Consider the following 16,494-nt stretch of genomic DNA (forward strand, 5'->3'; position numbering starts at 1 on the left):
AAAGGGGCGGCTTTGCGCCGCCCCAAGCTTCTCGGATCAGTTCGCCGGCGCTGCAGGTGCAGCAGGCGGTGCCGGCGGAACAGGCGCCTGGATCGGCGCAAGCGCTTGGCCGGCGGACGAGTTGAAGAACCGGAAGAACTCCGAATCCGGCGACAGCACCAGCGTCGTGCCGTTGTCGGCAAGTGCCGCCACATAGGCACGCATCGTGCGGTAGAACTCGAAGAAGGCCGGATCACGCTGGAAGGCCTCGCCGAAGATCTTGTTGCGTTCGGCGTCGCCCCGACCGCGCAGGATTTCCGCATCCCGCTGCGCTTCGGAGACGAACTCGACGACCTGACGGTCGGCAATCGCCCGCCGGCGCTGGCCCTGCTCGTTACCGCGGGCGCGGATCAGTTCTGCCTCGGCAAGACGCTCGGCCTTCATGCGCTGGAAGGTCTGCTGCGAGACTTCCTGGGTGAGGTCGGTGCGGCGGATACGGACGTCGCGAATGGCGAGCCCGAGGGTTTCCGCAGCCGCGGTGAGGTCCGCGCGAACCTCCTGCATCATCGAGGAGCGCTCGTTGGAGAGAGCCGCATCGAAATTACGCAAACCATAGACGCGGCGCAGCGCCGCATCGAGACGGGTGCGAAGCCGCGATTCGGCCGATTCGCGGTCGCCCGACACCGTTTCCCGGAAGAGGCGCGGATCGGTGATCGAGTAGACCACGAAAGCGTCGACTTCATAGAAGGCGCCGCCGCGCACCTGGACGCGGATATTGTCGAGATCGAAGCGCAATGCCCGGTCCTCGACATACTGGACGCGATCGGCGTCCATGAATGCGAAGGGCAGCTTGAAATAGATGCCCGGCTCGCGCTTGACGTCCTGGATCTCGCCGAAGCGGACGACGATCGCCTGTTCGCGCTCGTTGACCACGAAAACCGACGAATAGATGAGCACGAGGAGAACGGCGAGGCCGATCAGGAATGCGGGGAGTCGATTGGAGTTCATCGTGTGCCTCCCTGGTTCGTCTGCGGCTTGATCATCTCGTTGAGCGGCAGGTAGGGGACCACGCCGTCCTTGTTGTCCAGAATGATCTTGCGGGAGTTCTTCAGCACCGTTTCCATGGTTTCGAGGAAGATGCGCCGGCGCGTCACTTCAGGCGCGTTGGCATATTCGTTATAGATCGAGACGAAGCGCTGCGCCTCGCCCTGCGCTTCGTTGACGACCCTGTCCTTGTAGGCGGATGCCTCTTCACGGACCTGGGCTGCCTGGCCGCGGGCCTGGCCGAGCTTCTGGTTGGCATACTGGTTCGCCTCTTCGACGAAACGGTCCTCGTCCTGTTCGGCACGCTGCACTTCTTCGAAGGCGTCGGCCACTTCACGCGGCGGCGCTGCATCCTCGATCGGCACGGCATTGATGGAAAGGCCGGAGCCGTAGGTGTCCATCGTGCCCTGGATGATGTTGCGCACCTCGGTCGAGATCCCCTCGCGGTTGTCGCGGAAAATGTCCTGCGCCGGGCGCCGGCCGACGACTTCGCGCATGGCACTTTCGGAAACCTGCTGCAGCGTCGCGGCCGGGCCTTCGAGGTTGAAGAGATAGGCCTTCGGATCGGTCACGGTGAACAGAACCGAGAACTGAACGTTGACGATGTTCTGGTCGCCGGTCAGCATCCAGCCGGCATTCGAGCTTGAGCCCCGAGCAGCGCCGATATTCTGCTGCTGTTCGGTGACCTTGACGATCTCGACGGATTCGAACGGCCAGAAATGGAAATGCAGGCCCGGCATGGAAATTTCGTCCTTCGGGCGGCCGAAACGCAGTTCCACCCCGCGCTCGTCCGGCTGGACCGTGTAGACGGACTGGAAGGCGAGGAAGGCAATGATCACGATGAGAACGATCGCGAAGGCGCCGCCGTTGAAGCCGCCGGGCATCACGCTGCGCAGCCGGTCCTGACTGCGCCTTATGATGTCTTCGAGGTCGGGCGGACCGCCGCTCCCCCCGCCGCCGCGTGGGCGGTTCGGTCCCTGTCCCCAGGGCCCTTGATTATTACCGCCACCGCCGCCCCAAGGACCGCCGCCGCCACCATTCTGATTGCTCCAGGGCATCAAAACCTCTTTGTTCGTATTCGCTCCCAAACCGCGACCCTGCCGTGCGGCAGCCGTCTGGCTATTGCCCGTTATAGGTATGAGCTGACCTGCTTTCAACGCAGGTTCAATAACTTCCCGTTCAACGGTAACGAAATGTTTCAGTTTGTCGCGGTTCGGCGGGTATAAGTGGCGAAACGGGTCGGATAACTGTCCTTCTCGCCCACCGGAAGGGCAACCTCCTCGATCTTCTCGAACACCGACGGATCAATGGCGGGAAAGAACGTATCGCCGTCGGAAATATCGGTCTCGACATGGGTAACGCGCAGCATGTCTGCGGTCTTGATCGCCTGGGCGTAAATCTCACCGCCGCCGAGCACATAAACCTCGTCGGCTCCGGCCTCCTCGGCCCTATGGCCGGCAATCTTCAATGCCTCTTCGAGGGATGCTGCCACATCGACGCCCTCGTAGTGGAAATCCGGATTGCGCGTGACGACCACATGCGGCCGACCAGGAAGAGGCCTGCCGCCGAAACTGTCGAAGGTCTTGCGCCCGACGATGACCGGCTTGCCCAAGGTCAGCGCCTTGAACCGCTTGAGATCGGTCGAAAGCCTCCAGGGCATGTCGCCATCCCGGCCGATGACGCCGTTCTGCGAGACCGCGGCGATGATGACGAGGCGAGGCTTGCTCACACCGCCACCGCCGCCTTGATATGCGGATCGGCCTCATACCCCTCCAGCGCGAAATCCTCGAAGCGGAAGGAGAAGATGTCCTTTACCGCAGGATTGATGCGCATGGCGGGCAGCGCTTTCGGAGTGCGGGTCAACTGCAGCTTCGCCTGCTCGAAGTGATCCGAGTAGATATGCGTGTCGCCGAGCGTATGGACGAAGTCGCCGGGTTTCAGGCCGGTGACCTGGGCGACCATCATCGTCAGCAGGGCGTAGGACGCGATGTTGAACGGCACGCCGAGAAAGACGTCGGCGGAGCGCTGGTAGAGCTGGCAGGAGAGCTTGCCGTCGGCGATATAGAACTGGAACAGGCAATGGCAGGCCGGCAGCGCCATGTCGTCGAGCTGGCCGACGTTCCAGGCCGAAACGATATGCCGCCGCGAATTGGGGTTGACCTTGAGGCCCTCGATCAATTGCGAAATCTGGTCGACATGGCTGCCGTCGGGAGCGGGCCAGGAACGCCACTGATAACCGTAGACCGGGCCAAGCTCGCCCTTCTCGTCGGCCCATTCATCCCAGATCGAAACGCCGTTCTCCTTGAGGTAGGCGATATTGGTGTCGCCCTTCAGGAACCACAGCAGCTCGTGGATGATCGATCTCAAGTGCAGCTTCTTGGTCGTGAGGACCGGAAACCCTTCGCCGAGATCGAAGCGCATCTGGTAGCCGAAGACCGAGCGCGTGCCCTTGCCGGTCCGGTCGCCCCGGTCGGTGCCGGTTTCCATCACATGCCGGAGAAGATCGAGATATTGTTTCATGGGTCAGGCCGCCGGTTCCATCGTCACGGAATCATATAATAGCACAGGACGGCCCGACCAATCTCGTTTGACGGCTTTCCCCTGTTTTAGCGGTGCGGATCAGTCGGAGACGTATTTCCGCCAGTTGTGATTTTCGGAGAAACCCAGCACGTCGCGGATCTTGCGGTTACTGATCGGCGCCTCGAACTCGCCGATCTCGCCGACGATAGGCGTTCCGGGCGCCCAGCGATCGAGGAAGGGACGGGTCTGCTCCCGGGCGGTTATCGTGTCGTTGACCGCGTTGAAGACCTGGAACCCGAGCCCGTCCTTTTCGACGCAGAGATGGACGATCTGGCCGAGATCGCGGGCATCGATATAGCTCCAGGCATTGCGTTTGCGCGACGGCGGGTCGGCGAGGAAAGCGGGGAAGCGGCTGTAATCCTCCGGCGAGATCACGTTGCCGATCCGAAGCGCATAGATATCGGCGCCGAAACGCATGGAAAAGGCGCGCGCCGTCTTCTCGTTGACCACTTTCGACAGGCCGTAGCTATCCATCGGGTCGACATCGTAATCTTCGGTGAGAGGAAACGAATGATAGTCCTTGTCGCCCTCGGCGAAACAGACCCCATAGGTCGTCTCACTGGATGCGATGATCACCTTGGCGATGCCGAGCTTCATCGCCGCCTCGATGACATTGTAGGTGGAGATCGTGTTGGCCGAGAATGTCGCGTTGTCGGGGCGCATCAGGATGCGCGGCACGGCGGCGAAATGCACCACCGCATCGACGGGCGCCGGCCCCGTGCCGCTCTCCAGCCCCTGGAAGCCGAAATGCATCGAGAGCGCGTTGAAGGTCTCGCCGCCGTCCCTCAGATCGGTAATCAGCGTGTTGACGCCGGGACAATCGAGCGGCACAAGGTCGAGGTTGAAGACCTCATGCCCTTGGCCCAGAAGATATGGCACGACATGCCGTCCGGCCTTGCCGCTGCCGCCGGTGAATACGATCCGTTTGCCCATGACGCCGTCTCAATCCCATCCGGGCCCTGCCCTGCCTTTTCGAGACCGGCATCGCCGGCCGGAAATGACATTCCCGGTCGATGATGAAGCACGACACCGCCTGCCCGTCAACGTCGATCCACGCAAAAGCAGAATGCCTGAAACGCGGCTTCAATCGCTTGACCCTCCAAGGCCGGAAACTTGTAGCGTCCGCTCCATCTCGTGACTTCGCGTGGAGATGGCGAATGGGCGGTCGCGAGGGAAATCGTCTCCGCGCCAGAAAAATCGCTTGACCTTCCCAGTGTGGGAAGCCGCAAGCCATCGACAAAGCGGGCGATTGCCTCAGCGCTACGATTGCAGCAGGTCACCCTTCCTGCCTTCGTGGCGTTGTTGCGATGCCACACAAACGACGTGAAGCGGTGGTCTGAGAAGGCGTCGATTGACAAGCTCGAAGGCACTGGCAATCCTCATAGGCATGAGCGGGATGTATCGAATCACATCTAGAGCGATGGCACTGATGTTCAGACTGGTGATGATCTTGTCACTGGCTGGCTACAGCTTTTCTGCCGTCAGCGCTGCGATGCATCCCGAGAGCGCCGCCCAGGTCTCCCAGATCGAAGACGGTCACGCCTCTCACCATGGCGACGACCGCCTTGCGATGGCCGATGCCGATCATCACGGCAACCAGCACGACCACGGCAGTCCGGAAAAGTCCAAGAGCTCCTGCTGCACGGATTATTGCGGCGTTGCGGCCATCACCTGCCCCGGCTCCTCGTTGAGCCATCCGCGCGTGGTCTCCATTCGCGAGTTCATCGACGACACCGATACTGCCGGTCAGAATCCGAGCCTCCATCGTCCACCTAACATCTGAGAACTAGCACCCGCAGGGCGGGTCTTGCTGTGCCTGTGCGCGAGCGAGCGCCATGGCGCAATTGCGATCATATTCTCGGATTTTCACCATGAAACATTTGTTCCTGGTGGTTGCTCTTCCGCTTTTTGCCAGCGGATGTGCATCCACATTGCCTGAAGTCGTGGCTTCGACCGACCACCCTGACACCGTGCCCGACGTCAGGCCCCTTCGGTACCGGAGCCCGATTGACGGCTACACCCATCGCATGCCCGTTGATCCGAAGCCCTGGCGCGGTCTCAACGACGCCCAGGCTCCGAAAAAAGGATGAGCGCGATGATAACACGTCACATCAGGCTCGTGTCCGCCGTCGTGCTTCCCCTCGCCGCCGCCGGCTGCGTGACAACGGACTATTCGGCCAAGGATGCCGGTTTCGCGACCGCGTCGTCGAAAAGCAGCGAGGCAACCGGCAAACAGACCGTTTGGGTGCAAAACCGAGAGCAGGCTCAGGCAGTCCGCGACCGCGTGAAGGCGCTGATGGTCAGGAAGACCGTCGACGTGGAGACCGCCGTCCAGGTCGCTCTCCTGAACAACAAGGGCCTCCAGGCCTCCTATGCCGATCTCGGAGAGAGTGCCGCGGACGCATGGCAGACGCAGCTTTCGGTTTTTCCGACCTTCTCCGTCGGTCTGACCGGGATAGCTACTCCCGGACTTGAGGCCTATCGTGTTCTTGAAGGTGCTGTCGCGGCCAATATCCTGGCGCTGGCGACATACGACAAGAACATCAAGCTGGCCGATACACGGTTCCGTCAGGCCCAGCTCAACGCGGCCATCGCCACGATCTCTCTCGCTGCCGAAACGAGACGAGCCTGGATCAACGCCGTGGCGGCGTGGGAAAACGTCGCCTACCTCAACCAGGCCAAGGCAGCCGCCGACGCTGCGTCCGAACTCGCCAAGAAGATCGGCGAAGCCGGATCGATGCCGAAGGCAGACCAGGCACGTGAACACGTCTTTTATGCGGAGCTGACCGGCGAGACTGCCAAGGCAAGGCTCGAGGCAAAGCTTGCCAAGGAGGAGCTGGTCAGGCTGATGGGCCTCTCCGGTTCCGACATCGACTTCCAGATTCCGAACCGTCTCCCCTCACTGCCGAAGGCATTGATCAAGCGCGACGACATCGAGGCCGAGTCGATTCACAGGCGCATGGATCTGCAGGTCGCCCGCCTGGAGCTTCAGGCGACCGCTCAGTCCTACAAGCTCGAAGATGTCACCCGCATCGTCACCGACATCGAACTGGTCGGCACTTACGAAAAGGAACGCGAGCGCGAGGACGGCAAGATCCTCTCGGACGTGTCGAAGACCGCGTCGCTGGAGTTCAGGATCCCGATCTTCGATTCCGGCCAGGCGCGTCTGCGAAAGGGTGAGCTCGCCTACATGCGGGCCGCCAACCAGCTGGCGGAACTTGCGGTCAACGCCCGTTCGCAAGCCCGCTCCGCCTACCTCGCCTACAGGTCGAACTACGACATCGCGAGGCATTACCGGAACAACGTCCTGCCGTTGCGCAACGCGATCGAGCAGCAGTCCCTCCTCACCTACAACGGCATGATCACCAGCACCTTCGAACTGATCGCCGATACCCGCGAGAAGATCGATTCCACCATCCTCGCCGTCAAAGCCAAGCGCGACTTCTGGCTCGCCGAGGCGAACCTCGCTCCTGTCATCTATGGCGGAGCCACGGGTTCTGCTGCGGCAGAGACAGAAGTCGCATCGGCCGAAGAAGCCGAGGCAGGCGGACACTGAGAAAGGAAAACGAGAATGTTCAGTAGAAGACAATTGCTGGGAGCAGGTGCCGCCGGAGCCGCCCTCGTCTCCTCCCAGTCGTGGAGCCAGACCACCAACATGGGTCTGCCGGAGGCGGCCGTCATGGATTCCGCCGCGACCCAGACGCCCGTTCGGCCATCTGTCGGCCCAGACTACAACCCGGTCGTGACGCTCAACGGCTGGACCCTGCCCTTCCGGATGAACAACGGCGTCAAGGAGTTCCACCTCGTCGCCGAACCTGTCGAGCGCGAGATGGCCGAAGGCATGACGGCCTACCTCTGGGGCTATAACGGCCAGTCGCCAGGTCCGACGATCGAAGCCGTGGAAGGCGACCGCGTCCGTATCTTCGTGACAAACAAGCTGCCCGAGCACACCACCGTCCACTGGCACGGCATGATCCTGCCGTCGGGGATGGACGGCGTGGGCGGCCTTTCGCAGCCGCACATCCCCGTCGGCAAGACCTTCGTCTACGAGTTCGACCTCGTGAAGTCCGGCACCTTCATGTACCACCCGCATTCGGACGAGATGGTCCAGATGGCGATGGGCATGATGGGCTTCTTCGTCGTCCATCCCAAGGACCCGAAGTTCATGCCGGTGGACCGCGACTTCGTTTTCCTGCTCAGCGCCTATGACATCGATCCCGGCACCTACGTGCCGCGCGTCATGGAGATGACCGACTTCAATCTCTGGACCTGGAACAGCCGGGTCTTCCCGGGCATCGATCCGCTGGTGGTCTCGAAGAACGACAAGGTCCGCGTCCGCGTCGGTAACCTGACGATGACCAACCATCCGATCCACATGCATGGCTACGATTTCGAGGTGACATGCACCGACGGCGGCTGGGTCCGGCCAGAGGCACGCTGGCCGGAGGTCAGCATCGACATTCCCGTCGGCGCGATGCGGGCCTACGAGTTCGACGCAAAGCATGTCGGCGACTGGGCGATCCATTGCCACAAGTCGCATCACACGATGAACGCGATGGGCCACGACATCCCGACCTTCATCGGCGTCGACAAGAAGGAAGTCACCAAGAAGATCAGGCAGATCCGTCCCGAATACATGCCGATGGGTACGGCCGGCATGGCGGATATGGGCGAGATGTCCATGGAAATACCGGAAAACACCGTTCCCATGATGACGGGGTGGGGACCCCACGGCCCCATCGAGATGGGCGGCATGTTTTCGGTGGTGAAGGTCCGCGAGGGCATCTCGGCGGGCGATTACACCGATCCGGGTTGGTACGAAAACCCGCCCGGCACACAGGCCTGGGAGTGGACGGGAAGCCTTCCCGACGCGACCAAGGCCAAAGACGCAAAGACGCAGCCGCCGTCGAAACATTCGAACCACGGCTGATTGAAACACTCCCAACAATCAAAGGACATGATCATGAAAACTGCAATCCTCGGCCTCCTCCTGGCCACCCTCGCGACGCCGGTTCTGGCATCGGGCAGCCACGCGGGCGGCCACGGCGAAGCCATGGCCGTTGGCGAACCCGGCGACAAGTCGAAGGTCAGCCAGACCATCCGCGTCAGCATGAAGGAGACGCCGGACGGCAAGATGGTCTTCACTCCGAACGACTTCAAGGTTCGCAAGGGCCAGACCATCCGCTTCACCATCAGGAACGAAGGCGAGCTCGACCACGAGTTCGTCCTCGACCAGGAGGCCAAGGTGATGGAGCACAAGGCGGTCATGGAGAAGTTTCCGGACATGGAGCATGACGATCCGAACGCGATCCGCCTGAAGCCCGGCAAATCCGGCGATATCGTCTGGAAATTCACCAATGACGGCGTCTTCAAGATCGCCTGCCTCGTTCCCGGCCACTACGACGCCGGAATGCACGGCGACGTGGCTGTAGCCAACAAGTAGGTCAGAGGGAAGGAAGTAGAGCATGAAAACCGTTTTCAAACTTACCGTCATCGCAGCGCTCGGCCTGACATCCGCCAGCGGTGCGTTCGCTCAGGAATTCACCAAGGCCACCGTCAAGAAGGTCGATACGAAGGCCAAGAAGGTCACGCTCGTCCACGAGGAGCTGAAGGGTCTCGAAATGCCCGCCATGACCATGGTCTTTCAGGTCGGCGACGACGCGTTGCTGACCAAGCTGAAGGAGGGCGCAAAGGTGCAGTTCGTCGCTGAACGCGTCAACGGCAAGCTGACGGTCACGCAGGTAAAGTGATCATCACGCCGCGCTTCCCTACGGAGGCGCGGCCTTACCTCTCGGCAAGCCATCTGAAACCACGGCGCCTTGGTGCGATCGATTGCACGGGTCAAATCCCGCTTGAATAACCGCAAATAGCCGACCGAGGCTCGATTCCTCCAGGCCAACGGCAAAAATCGTCGTAACGATCGGATTATCGAAGGCTTTCACGCCGGCCACCCCTTTTCACCGGCGGGCGATGCGCCTATATCAACGTTGCCGGACTTCGGTACGGCTATGGCAATAAACGGCCGGTGTAATAAACCTATTGGACCCGGGGGCGATAGGTGAGCATGCCCCCCGAGTGAGTCCACACGACCTTGGCACTCCCTCTCGTAATCAGGCTGAAGCTGCGCGCTTCCAAATTGCGCTGTAGCTGCTTCAGCCTGATGTGGCACAACGCTTTGGACCCAGCCTTTGGCTGGGCCTTCTCAATCCGAAAATATGCAGTGGCTAATCGGATGAACGCTCGAAAGCGCGTTCTAATAGAACCCCGGCTACGCGTTTTTTTGGCTCGTCTAGCAGAACCACACCTGCCTTCTTCAGAGCGATTGCGATCTTCTCGAACTCTTCTGTAGGTATGGTTTGAGTTTTGCCGCTCGCAAACCGACTGATAAGGCTTTGCGTGACCGCCGCCTGCGAGGCCAAGTCTGCCTGGAGTAGACCAGCAAGTGCCCGACCAGCTCGTAGGTACCCTCTGGGAACTAAAACGTCTACCTTCTCGGTATCCCACAGAATTCCGGGCCCGTGCTCGGAGGTCGCCTCAGCGAACTTGATTCCTGCCCTTTCGAAGTATCGCCTCAGCTTAACAGCCTGCGGTCGGATAGCTCGTCGATATTTTCCCGCCTCGACCCTGAAGACCACATTACGGTCGACGTCTGCATGAGCAGAAACGTCCGCTTGCCCTAAGCCAAGCAAGGACCGAGCAGCACGAAAACTTCCTGCGTGAAAATCCATAGAATGGGACAGAAGACCCTACTGCAAAAATGTCAACATTATGCGCTGATGATGCGCTTATTACGCACAGTATGCAGTTTGTTGACATTGCATGCAGACTCATGGTTCTTCTTTGCTCAAGGAAACCTCCACGAATCGGAGTTCACATTGAGAAAATCCCTCGCCTACCATCGTCGAAGCTGGATGTGGTTCTGCTCAACATCGATGACCAAAGTTCAGGGTTGTCTCAAATCACTTCGACCTGGAATTCCGGCGTCGTCGCCAGCCGAGGCTGACGGTGAGCCCAACCAAAAACACCGCGACGGAGCTGTTTATGAAATTTAATGATCTGGTTAGTGTCGCTCCTGAAACCCAGCTACCTGAACTTGTTGCGCGACTACGCGACCTTGCTACCGCGCTTGAAGATTTCGTTCGTTTTGGTCCGGCCGCAATAGAAACCGACGTGACAATTTCCGACTGGGTCGCTGCGAAGCGAGCGGTTCCGGTTCTTGTTGGAAAGATGAACGGACATCCCAACATCAAAGATGGGAAAGTGGGAGCAACGACAGAACTGTTCTATGTGGACCAAAGCGCGGGTCTCGCTCGGACCTTCAATCGCTGGTACAAGCTCGACCCAGCGCTTTCGTTGTCGGGAAACCTCCAATGAAACCTGCCGCACCTGATAGACGCTTGAAGAGGGCACTGGAAAACCTTGCGCGGTCAAAAACCAAACTTGCCGAGGCCCTTTCCAAAACTCCTGTGCCGTTCAACCGAAAGGCCGCACTCGATTGTCTAGCCACTAGCCCTCGGCTGTTTATCGCCTATTGCGCGCTGGTACATTTGCTCAAAATCGAGCGCGATTTCTTCGCTGCTGAGACTTATGTCCTCGTCGTGCGGATACCACGCGTCTGGTCATTGGACGACTACGAGTATCTATCGGAAATCTGCTTTGGCCCATTGAACGGGCAGCCAAACCTTGTCCTGAACGTAGTTTGTCACTCGCCGCGCGGAAAAAAGGGGCATTGGGATTTTCAGCCACAGAAACAGTTAGGCTTCCGGAAGGTAGTTGTGTTCGTACATGACGGCGGTGAGCTTCACCCCGAGTTCGCGGCAGCCGCAGACAGGATTGTCGATCTGGAGGTGTCCAATCGGCACTTCGATGGCCTTTCGCGTTTGCTGCGAACCGGCCCGCATACCAGCGAAGATGTATCGTTCCTGCTCAAGCAGAACGCTCCTTTCATTGACGCGGTCTACCGCAAGGCCCGGCCTGCTGCTCCCGCTCTTCAACGGGTTCGGCAGATAGCTTCAAGAGCAAAATATGCCCGCCCTCCACTTCCTCTTATGTCATTCGGCGAGGCAGGTAGCTGGGGACTCAGACTGAAAGCCGACCTTGCCGCGTGGCGCAAAGGAATTCTCTCCTGGAGTGAGGTCGACAAAGGAGTTCTTTTATACGGACCACCAGGCGTAGGTAAGACAAGCTTCGCCACGGCTCTCGCTGCGGAGTGTGATTCAACCCTCATCGCAGCGTCCTTGGCAAAATGGCAGTCGCATGGGCATCTCGGTGATCTCCTGAAGGCTATGTACGCCGACTTTGCCGAGGCAAAAGAGAAAGCACCCTCAATTTTTTTAATCGACGAATTCGATGGGTTCGGCGACCGCGCAAAGTTGAGCGGCGACAACGCGCAGTATGTCCTTGAAGTTATTAATGCAGCGCTTGAAGCTATTGACGGCACATCGGGACATGAGGGCGTTGTCATCATGGGTGCAACCAATCTTCCCGAGAGGATCGACCCTGCTTTCCTACGAGCCGGACGACTCGAAAAGCACATCCTTATAAGTAAGCCGGACCGCTTAACGCGCGCGAACATTTTGAGGTATTATCTCCCCGAAATCGCTGACGAACCGAATCTCGCTGAGATCGCGGGACGTCTCCCTGGTCGTACCGGCGCAGACCTTGAATACATCGCGCGCCGCGCACGACAAAAAGCCCGCTTGGACGGTCGATCTCTAAAAATATCGGACGTATCTGAGCAACTGCCGCAGGAACTTCCGCTCTCGCATGACGACGACTGGCGCGTGTGCCTACACGAAGCAGGCCATGCGATCCTAACCAAGCTCTTCAATGTCGGCGTCGTCGAATCCGTCGAGGTCTTCGATCTCGATCATCGCGATGAAGACGGCCAAGACTCACATGGTCGAACCACGATATCACTCCCGAGGCTATCAATCCGGACAGAGAACTCCTTTCGCGCAGACATAGCGATGCAGCTTGGTGGTATGGTTGCAGAAGAATTGGTTCTTGGGGACCGTTCGACCACAGCGGGAGGAACATCGGGTAGTGATTTAGCGGACGCGACTAATCTCGCGGTGAAAATGGTTTCAATGTATGGCATGGGCAATTCGCTGCACATTTTTTCAAAGCCGATTATCGATTCCGGTGAGCCGAACTTGCTCATCCGCCTTCCAGGACTTCGTTTCGAAGTAGATCGTATCCTAAAAACCGAATTCGACCGGGCAAAAGCAGCGCTTGAATTAAACCGAGACGCAGTTGTTCATCTCGCGACTGTATTGAAATCTGAACGGAAAATTTCGGGCGACCGCCTAACGGCATTGCTATGCTCTTTGATCAACGGCAGATCGACAACGGATACGAGCCTCGTGGCCGCTAGGTTTCAGAACGGGGTAAACGCGACCGGCCCAGACGAAGCTCTGCCGTAGTCGCGAGCGAACGCCCCTAGAGTACCGGAAAGCCTTAGAGCGCAGTATGCATTCATCAAAGCCGCGACCTGGGCCGACGACATCAAGGGCCTCGTTGAGGGCTACACCAACAATGGCGACAAGGCGACGAACCCGGACGCCGGTCGCAACGTCGGTTACTATGACCATTACTCTCACGGGTATTCGACACCGTACGGCGCGATCTTCGACGGCCTGACAAATGCGGAGACCAAACTGCCAGAGGCCGACATGACCCTCGCGGCCGAAGCTGACCCATCGAAGTGGTTCGAAGAGAGCCAAAAGGTTGCCATCGATTTCGTGTATGCGGAACCCGTGAAATCTGGAACGGCACCGTATCAACTGGATCGAACCTACGAGACGAATGCTTTGGCGACATCGAGAACCCAGGCGGCATTGGCTGGCGCACGACTGGCAAACCTGATCACTGCGGCGCTGAAATAGGATGAAAAAAAGCAAACGACGGTGACCGCCTCATGCGGCCTGGAGAACTTCCATCTGGAGGGCCGATTCGAGAGCGATCTGGTCTTTGCGTCCGCCACTTTCTTCAAATGCGAAGTGACGAGCGGCTGCTTCACTGACAAAGATGCCTCCGACCAGGCCCAGTCGGTCGTTCACGATCCAGGCCCCGCGTGGGCCAGACTTGATCATGAATCTTGGGCCGACAGACTCGCTGCTTGCGCTGCGTTGGAGAGGTTCGCCGCTATCAGTTACGTTGCCAGCTTCGGGCATTTCGAGTTCCTCGTTTGATCGCGCGACAGTGCGCACCTGATAATCTGGGACAGAGGACATGTGCATTTCCATGTGGCCGCCCCGGAAAGAAATATGAAAGTCGTATGTTATGCCGCGACCCGCTCTCGGCTCTCGCTCCGAGCGAACGGGGCAAACGCATGCCTCACGCGGATCGTCGTCGATCAGGATCGGAATGCTGACGGCCGCCGAGATTTGGCGGAAGTGGTCTATGACGCCCTTTAGCGGCGGCTTCGAATAGTACGGCACGGTGATCAGCAGCGCATCTGCGCCGAGTTCCGCCGCGCGGTGGGACTGCTCGATGGTGGTACGCGTGCAATTCGTACCGGCAGCAGCAATGATGCTGAGATGTGGCTTGGCGCGTGTGACACAGGACCACAAGATCGCGTCTCGCTCCCCCTGGCTCAAGGCGAAACCCTCGCCGACAGCGTCACAGACTATGATGCCATCCATCCCGCCGACGATCTGGCGATCAACAGCACTCTCCAGAGCTTGGAAATCGATTCCGTTCTCCGAGAACGGCGTGAGCAAAGGCGTGTAGGCCTGGCGCGGGGCAGTATGGAAGGGTGTCATGGACTCCGTTCTCCTATGGATGAACCTAAGCTGGTCCATCAGGCGTAGGATTGCGATGTGGGAAGCGAGGCTGTCACATCTAGATTCCATAGTCGTTTTGATTGCATCCCTTACCGCGATGCACCATATACCCGACCAATTCCACAAGGCCGAGCGCCTGGAGAACCTATGACAGCATCGCACGACGCCCCGGCCGCTGTACCTGATACTCGCAAATTTCTGGCCCTCTTGATCGGCTCGGTCGGGGTCGTCTACGGCGATATCGGTACCAGTCCCCTCTACGCTTTTCGTGAGGCGTTGCGTCCGTTTTCGGCCGACGGGGTTCATCAGCAGGAAGTGGTCGGCCTTATCTCGTTGATGATCTGGACGCTGACGATCATCGTCACTTTCAAGTACGTGCTCTTCCTCCTGCGTGCTGACAACGACGGCGAAGGCGGAACCCTTTCTCTGCTGGCGCTGCTGATGAAGAAAACCGGGTCTTACATGCCGGTGCTATTCTTCGCGGGCCTGATCGGCGCAGCGCTCTTCATCGGCGACGCCATGATCACACCCGCCTTGTCGGTTATGTCGGCGCTGGAAGGCATGAAACTGGTCACGCCCGCCTTCTCTGGCTATGTCCTGCCTCTATCGGCGGCGATCATGGTTGGACTTTTCGCGGTCCAATCGAAAGGGACTGAAGCCGTCGCCAAGTTCTTTGGCCCGATCACTGTCGTCTGGTTTCTGGCTATGGCCTGGGGCGGTCTGATCCACATCGGCGACGACTGGGCGATCCTTGAAGCCCTCAATCCGATCAATGCCTTCTGGTTCATCACCCACGCCGGGTTCGCCGGATTGATCGTTCTTGGCGCGGTATTCCTCACGGTAACCGGCGCTGAGGCGCTTTATGCGGACCTTGGTCATTTCGGTCGGAAGCCGATCAGTGTGGCCTGGTTCATCCTGGTGTTTCCGGCGCTGGCTCTCAATTACCTGGGTCAGGGAGCGCTCGTCCTGAGCGATCCGTCAGCTATCGAGAATCCCTTCTACTTGCTCTATCCTGAATGGGCGCTGCTTCCGATGGTCATCCTGGCGACCATGGCGACGATCATCGCCAGCCAGGCCGTGATCACCGGGGCCTTTTCGCTTGCCAGGCAGGCCGTTCACCTTGGCTTCCTGCCGCGCTTGATGATCAAGTTCACATCAGAAACCAACACCGGGCAGATTTATGTTCCGGCCGTGAACATGATCCTTTTCATCGGCGTCATTGTCCTGATCTTCGCGTTCGGCGATTCCGAGTCGCTCGCGACGGCCTATGGCATCTCGGTGACGGGTGCCATGGTCGTGACAACGCTCATGGCGTTTCAGTTCCTCCGAGCGGTTTGGGGCTACTCCGCAATCACGGCTGCCCTGTTGCTTGCCCCGCTCTTTGTCATCGAGTCGATCTTCCTCGCCGCTAACATGCTCAAGGTCCATGACGGCGGCTGGGTCCCGCTTGCGCTGGCGGGCGTCATCATTCTCGTGATGTGGACCTGGACCAAGGGTTCAAAATATCTGCGGGAAAAAATCGCCAAGAACGACATTCCGCTGGAAACGTTCATCAAGTCGCTAGAGGGCTCGGTCGAGCGGGAATCCAATAGCGCCCCGGTCGTTGTTCCAGGAACCGCAGTTTTCCTGACCAGCGTCCCAGACAAGACCCCGGGCGTCTTGCTCCATAATCTGAAACATAACCACGTCCTTCACGAACAGAATGTCATCCTGACCATTTGGACGCAGGACAAGCCATATGTCCCGGCGGACGACCGGGTAACGATGACGAAACTATCGAAGCATTTCGTCCGGTTGGACATCAATTTTGGGTTCATGGACGAACCCAACGTGACCAAGGCACTTACGCTCTGCAAGAAAAAGGGCTTCAAGTTCGAAATCATGCAGACCTCGTTCTATCTCGGCCGCCGCAACCTGATTGCGACCCCGAACACGGGTCTGCCGCGCTGGCAGGAAAATCTCTATATCGCGCTCGCCGATTTCGGCATCGATCCTTCCGCCTATTTCAAGCTGCCTCCGAACAGAGTGGTGGAACTCGGAGAGCAAGTCGCGATTTAAACACGGCTCGCTCCCTCTAGGCTGCTCTAACTCTGATCCGGTGAAG

Annotated in this window: 16 protein-coding genes; 10 read left to right on the top strand and 6 right to left on the bottom strand. The window is 59.1% G+C overall.

Annotated features, from left to right (window positions below):
- Positions 1-36 precede the first annotated feature (36 nt).
- The 5 genes from hflC to LZK81_RS12175 all read right to left on the bottom strand — a co-directional run bounded on the left by hflC (position 37) and on the right by LZK81_RS12175 (position 4,536).
- Positions 37-987, bottom strand: a complete 951-nt coding sequence (gene hflC, locus LZK81_RS12155; RefSeq protein ID WP_046606948.1) for a protease modulator HflC — start codon at positions 985-987, stop codon at positions 37-39.
- Positions 984-2,081: an FtsH protease activity modulator HflK gene (gene hflK / locus LZK81_RS12160; RefSeq protein ID WP_046606947.1), complete on the bottom strand. Its 1,098-nt coding sequence runs from the start codon at positions 2,079-2,081 to the stop codon at positions 984-986. The genes hflC and hflK overlap by 4 nt, the downstream gene beginning before the upstream one ends.
- Positions 2,082-2,221: 140 nt before the next feature.
- A complete protein-coding gene (locus LZK81_RS12165; RefSeq protein ID WP_233953447.1) occupies positions 2,222-2,752 on the bottom strand; it encodes a dihydrofolate reductase in 531 nt (176 codons plus the stop codon).
- Positions 2,749-3,543, bottom strand: a complete 795-nt coding sequence (locus tag LZK81_RS12170; RefSeq protein ID WP_046606945.1) for a thymidylate synthase — start codon at positions 3,541-3,543, stop codon at positions 2,749-2,751. Before LZK81_RS12170 ends, LZK81_RS12165 begins: the two co-directional genes overlap by 4 nt.
- A gap of 99 nt (positions 3,544-3,642) precedes the next feature.
- Positions 3,643-4,536, bottom strand: coding sequence for an NAD-dependent epimerase/dehydratase family protein (locus LZK81_RS12175; protein ID WP_233953448.1), 894 nt, complete (start codon positions 4,534-4,536; stop codon positions 3,643-3,645).
- 496 nt (positions 4,537-5,032) lie between these two features.
- On the opposite strand from LZK81_RS12175, the gene LZK81_RS12180 reads away from it, so the two are divergent.
- The 9 genes from LZK81_RS12180 to LZK81_RS12220 all read left to right on the top strand — a co-directional run bounded on the left by LZK81_RS12180 (position 5,033) and on the right by LZK81_RS12220 (position 13,490).
- Positions 5,033-5,386 carry a hypothetical protein gene (locus tag LZK81_RS12180; RefSeq protein WP_233953449.1) on the top strand — a complete coding sequence of 118 codons (354 nt, stop codon included), beginning with the start codon at positions 5,033-5,035 and terminating at the stop codon, positions 5,384-5,386.
- An 88-nt stretch (positions 5,387-5,474) separates the two neighbouring features.
- On the top strand, positions 5,475-5,693 hold the full coding sequence (locus LZK81_RS12185) for a hypothetical protein (RefSeq protein ID WP_080952563.1): 219 nt from the start codon (positions 5,475-5,477) through the stop codon (positions 5,691-5,693).
- A gap of 5 nt (positions 5,694-5,698) precedes the next feature.
- Positions 5,699-7,159: a TolC family protein gene (locus LZK81_RS12190; protein ID WP_233953450.1), complete on the top strand. Its 1,461-nt coding sequence runs from the start codon at positions 5,699-5,701 to the stop codon at positions 7,157-7,159.
- 15 nt (positions 7,160-7,174) lie between these two features.
- Complete coding sequence (locus tag LZK81_RS12195; RefSeq protein ID WP_233953451.1) at positions 7,175-8,533, top strand: multicopper oxidase family protein; 1,359 nt, start codon at positions 7,175-7,177, stop codon at positions 8,531-8,533.
- 33 nt (positions 8,534-8,566) lie between these two features.
- Positions 8,567-9,046 (top strand): cupredoxin domain-containing protein, encoded by a 480-nt coding sequence (locus LZK81_RS12200; RefSeq protein ID WP_233953452.1) that lies wholly within the window; start codon positions 8,567-8,569, stop codon positions 9,044-9,046.
- A 22-nt stretch (positions 9,047-9,068) separates the two neighbouring features.
- Complete coding sequence (locus LZK81_RS12205; RefSeq protein ID WP_233953453.1) at positions 9,069-9,353, top strand: copper-binding protein; 285 nt, start codon at positions 9,069-9,071, stop codon at positions 9,351-9,353.
- Positions 9,354-10,644: 1,291 nt separating this feature from the next.
- Entirely contained in the window at positions 10,645-10,977 is a 333-nt protein-coding gene (locus tag LZK81_RS12210) for a hypothetical protein (protein ID WP_233953454.1), read from the top strand.
- Positions 10,974-13,028: an AAA family ATPase gene (locus tag LZK81_RS12215; RefSeq protein WP_233953455.1), complete on the top strand. Its 2,055-nt coding sequence runs from the start codon at positions 10,974-10,976 to the stop codon at positions 13,026-13,028. Before LZK81_RS12210 ends, LZK81_RS12215 begins: the two co-directional genes overlap by 4 nt.
- A 249-nt stretch (positions 13,029-13,277) precedes the next feature.
- Positions 13,278-13,490, top strand: coding sequence for a S1/P1 nuclease (locus LZK81_RS12220; protein WP_233953456.1), 213 nt, complete (start codon positions 13,278-13,280; stop codon positions 13,488-13,490).
- 30 nt (positions 13,491-13,520) lie between these two features.
- Here the strand turns inward: LZK81_RS12220 and LZK81_RS12225 are convergent, their stop codons facing one another.
- Entirely contained in the window at positions 13,521-14,369 is an 849-nt protein-coding gene (locus LZK81_RS12225) for a dihydrodipicolinate synthase family protein (protein ID WP_233953457.1), read from the bottom strand.
- Positions 14,370-14,537: 168 nt separating this feature from the next.
- On the opposite strand from LZK81_RS12225, the gene LZK81_RS12230 reads away from it, so the two are divergent.
- Complete coding sequence (locus LZK81_RS12230) at positions 14,538-16,448, top strand: potassium transporter Kup (protein WP_233956535.1); 1,911 nt, start codon at positions 14,538-14,540, stop codon at positions 16,446-16,448.
- The last annotated feature ends 46 nt before the right edge of the window (positions 16,449-16,494 follow it).

The sequence above is a fragment of the Neorhizobium galegae genome (assembly GCF_021391675.1).
Lineage (GTDB): Bacteria > Pseudomonadota > Alphaproteobacteria > Rhizobiales > Rhizobiaceae > Neorhizobium > Neorhizobium galegae_B.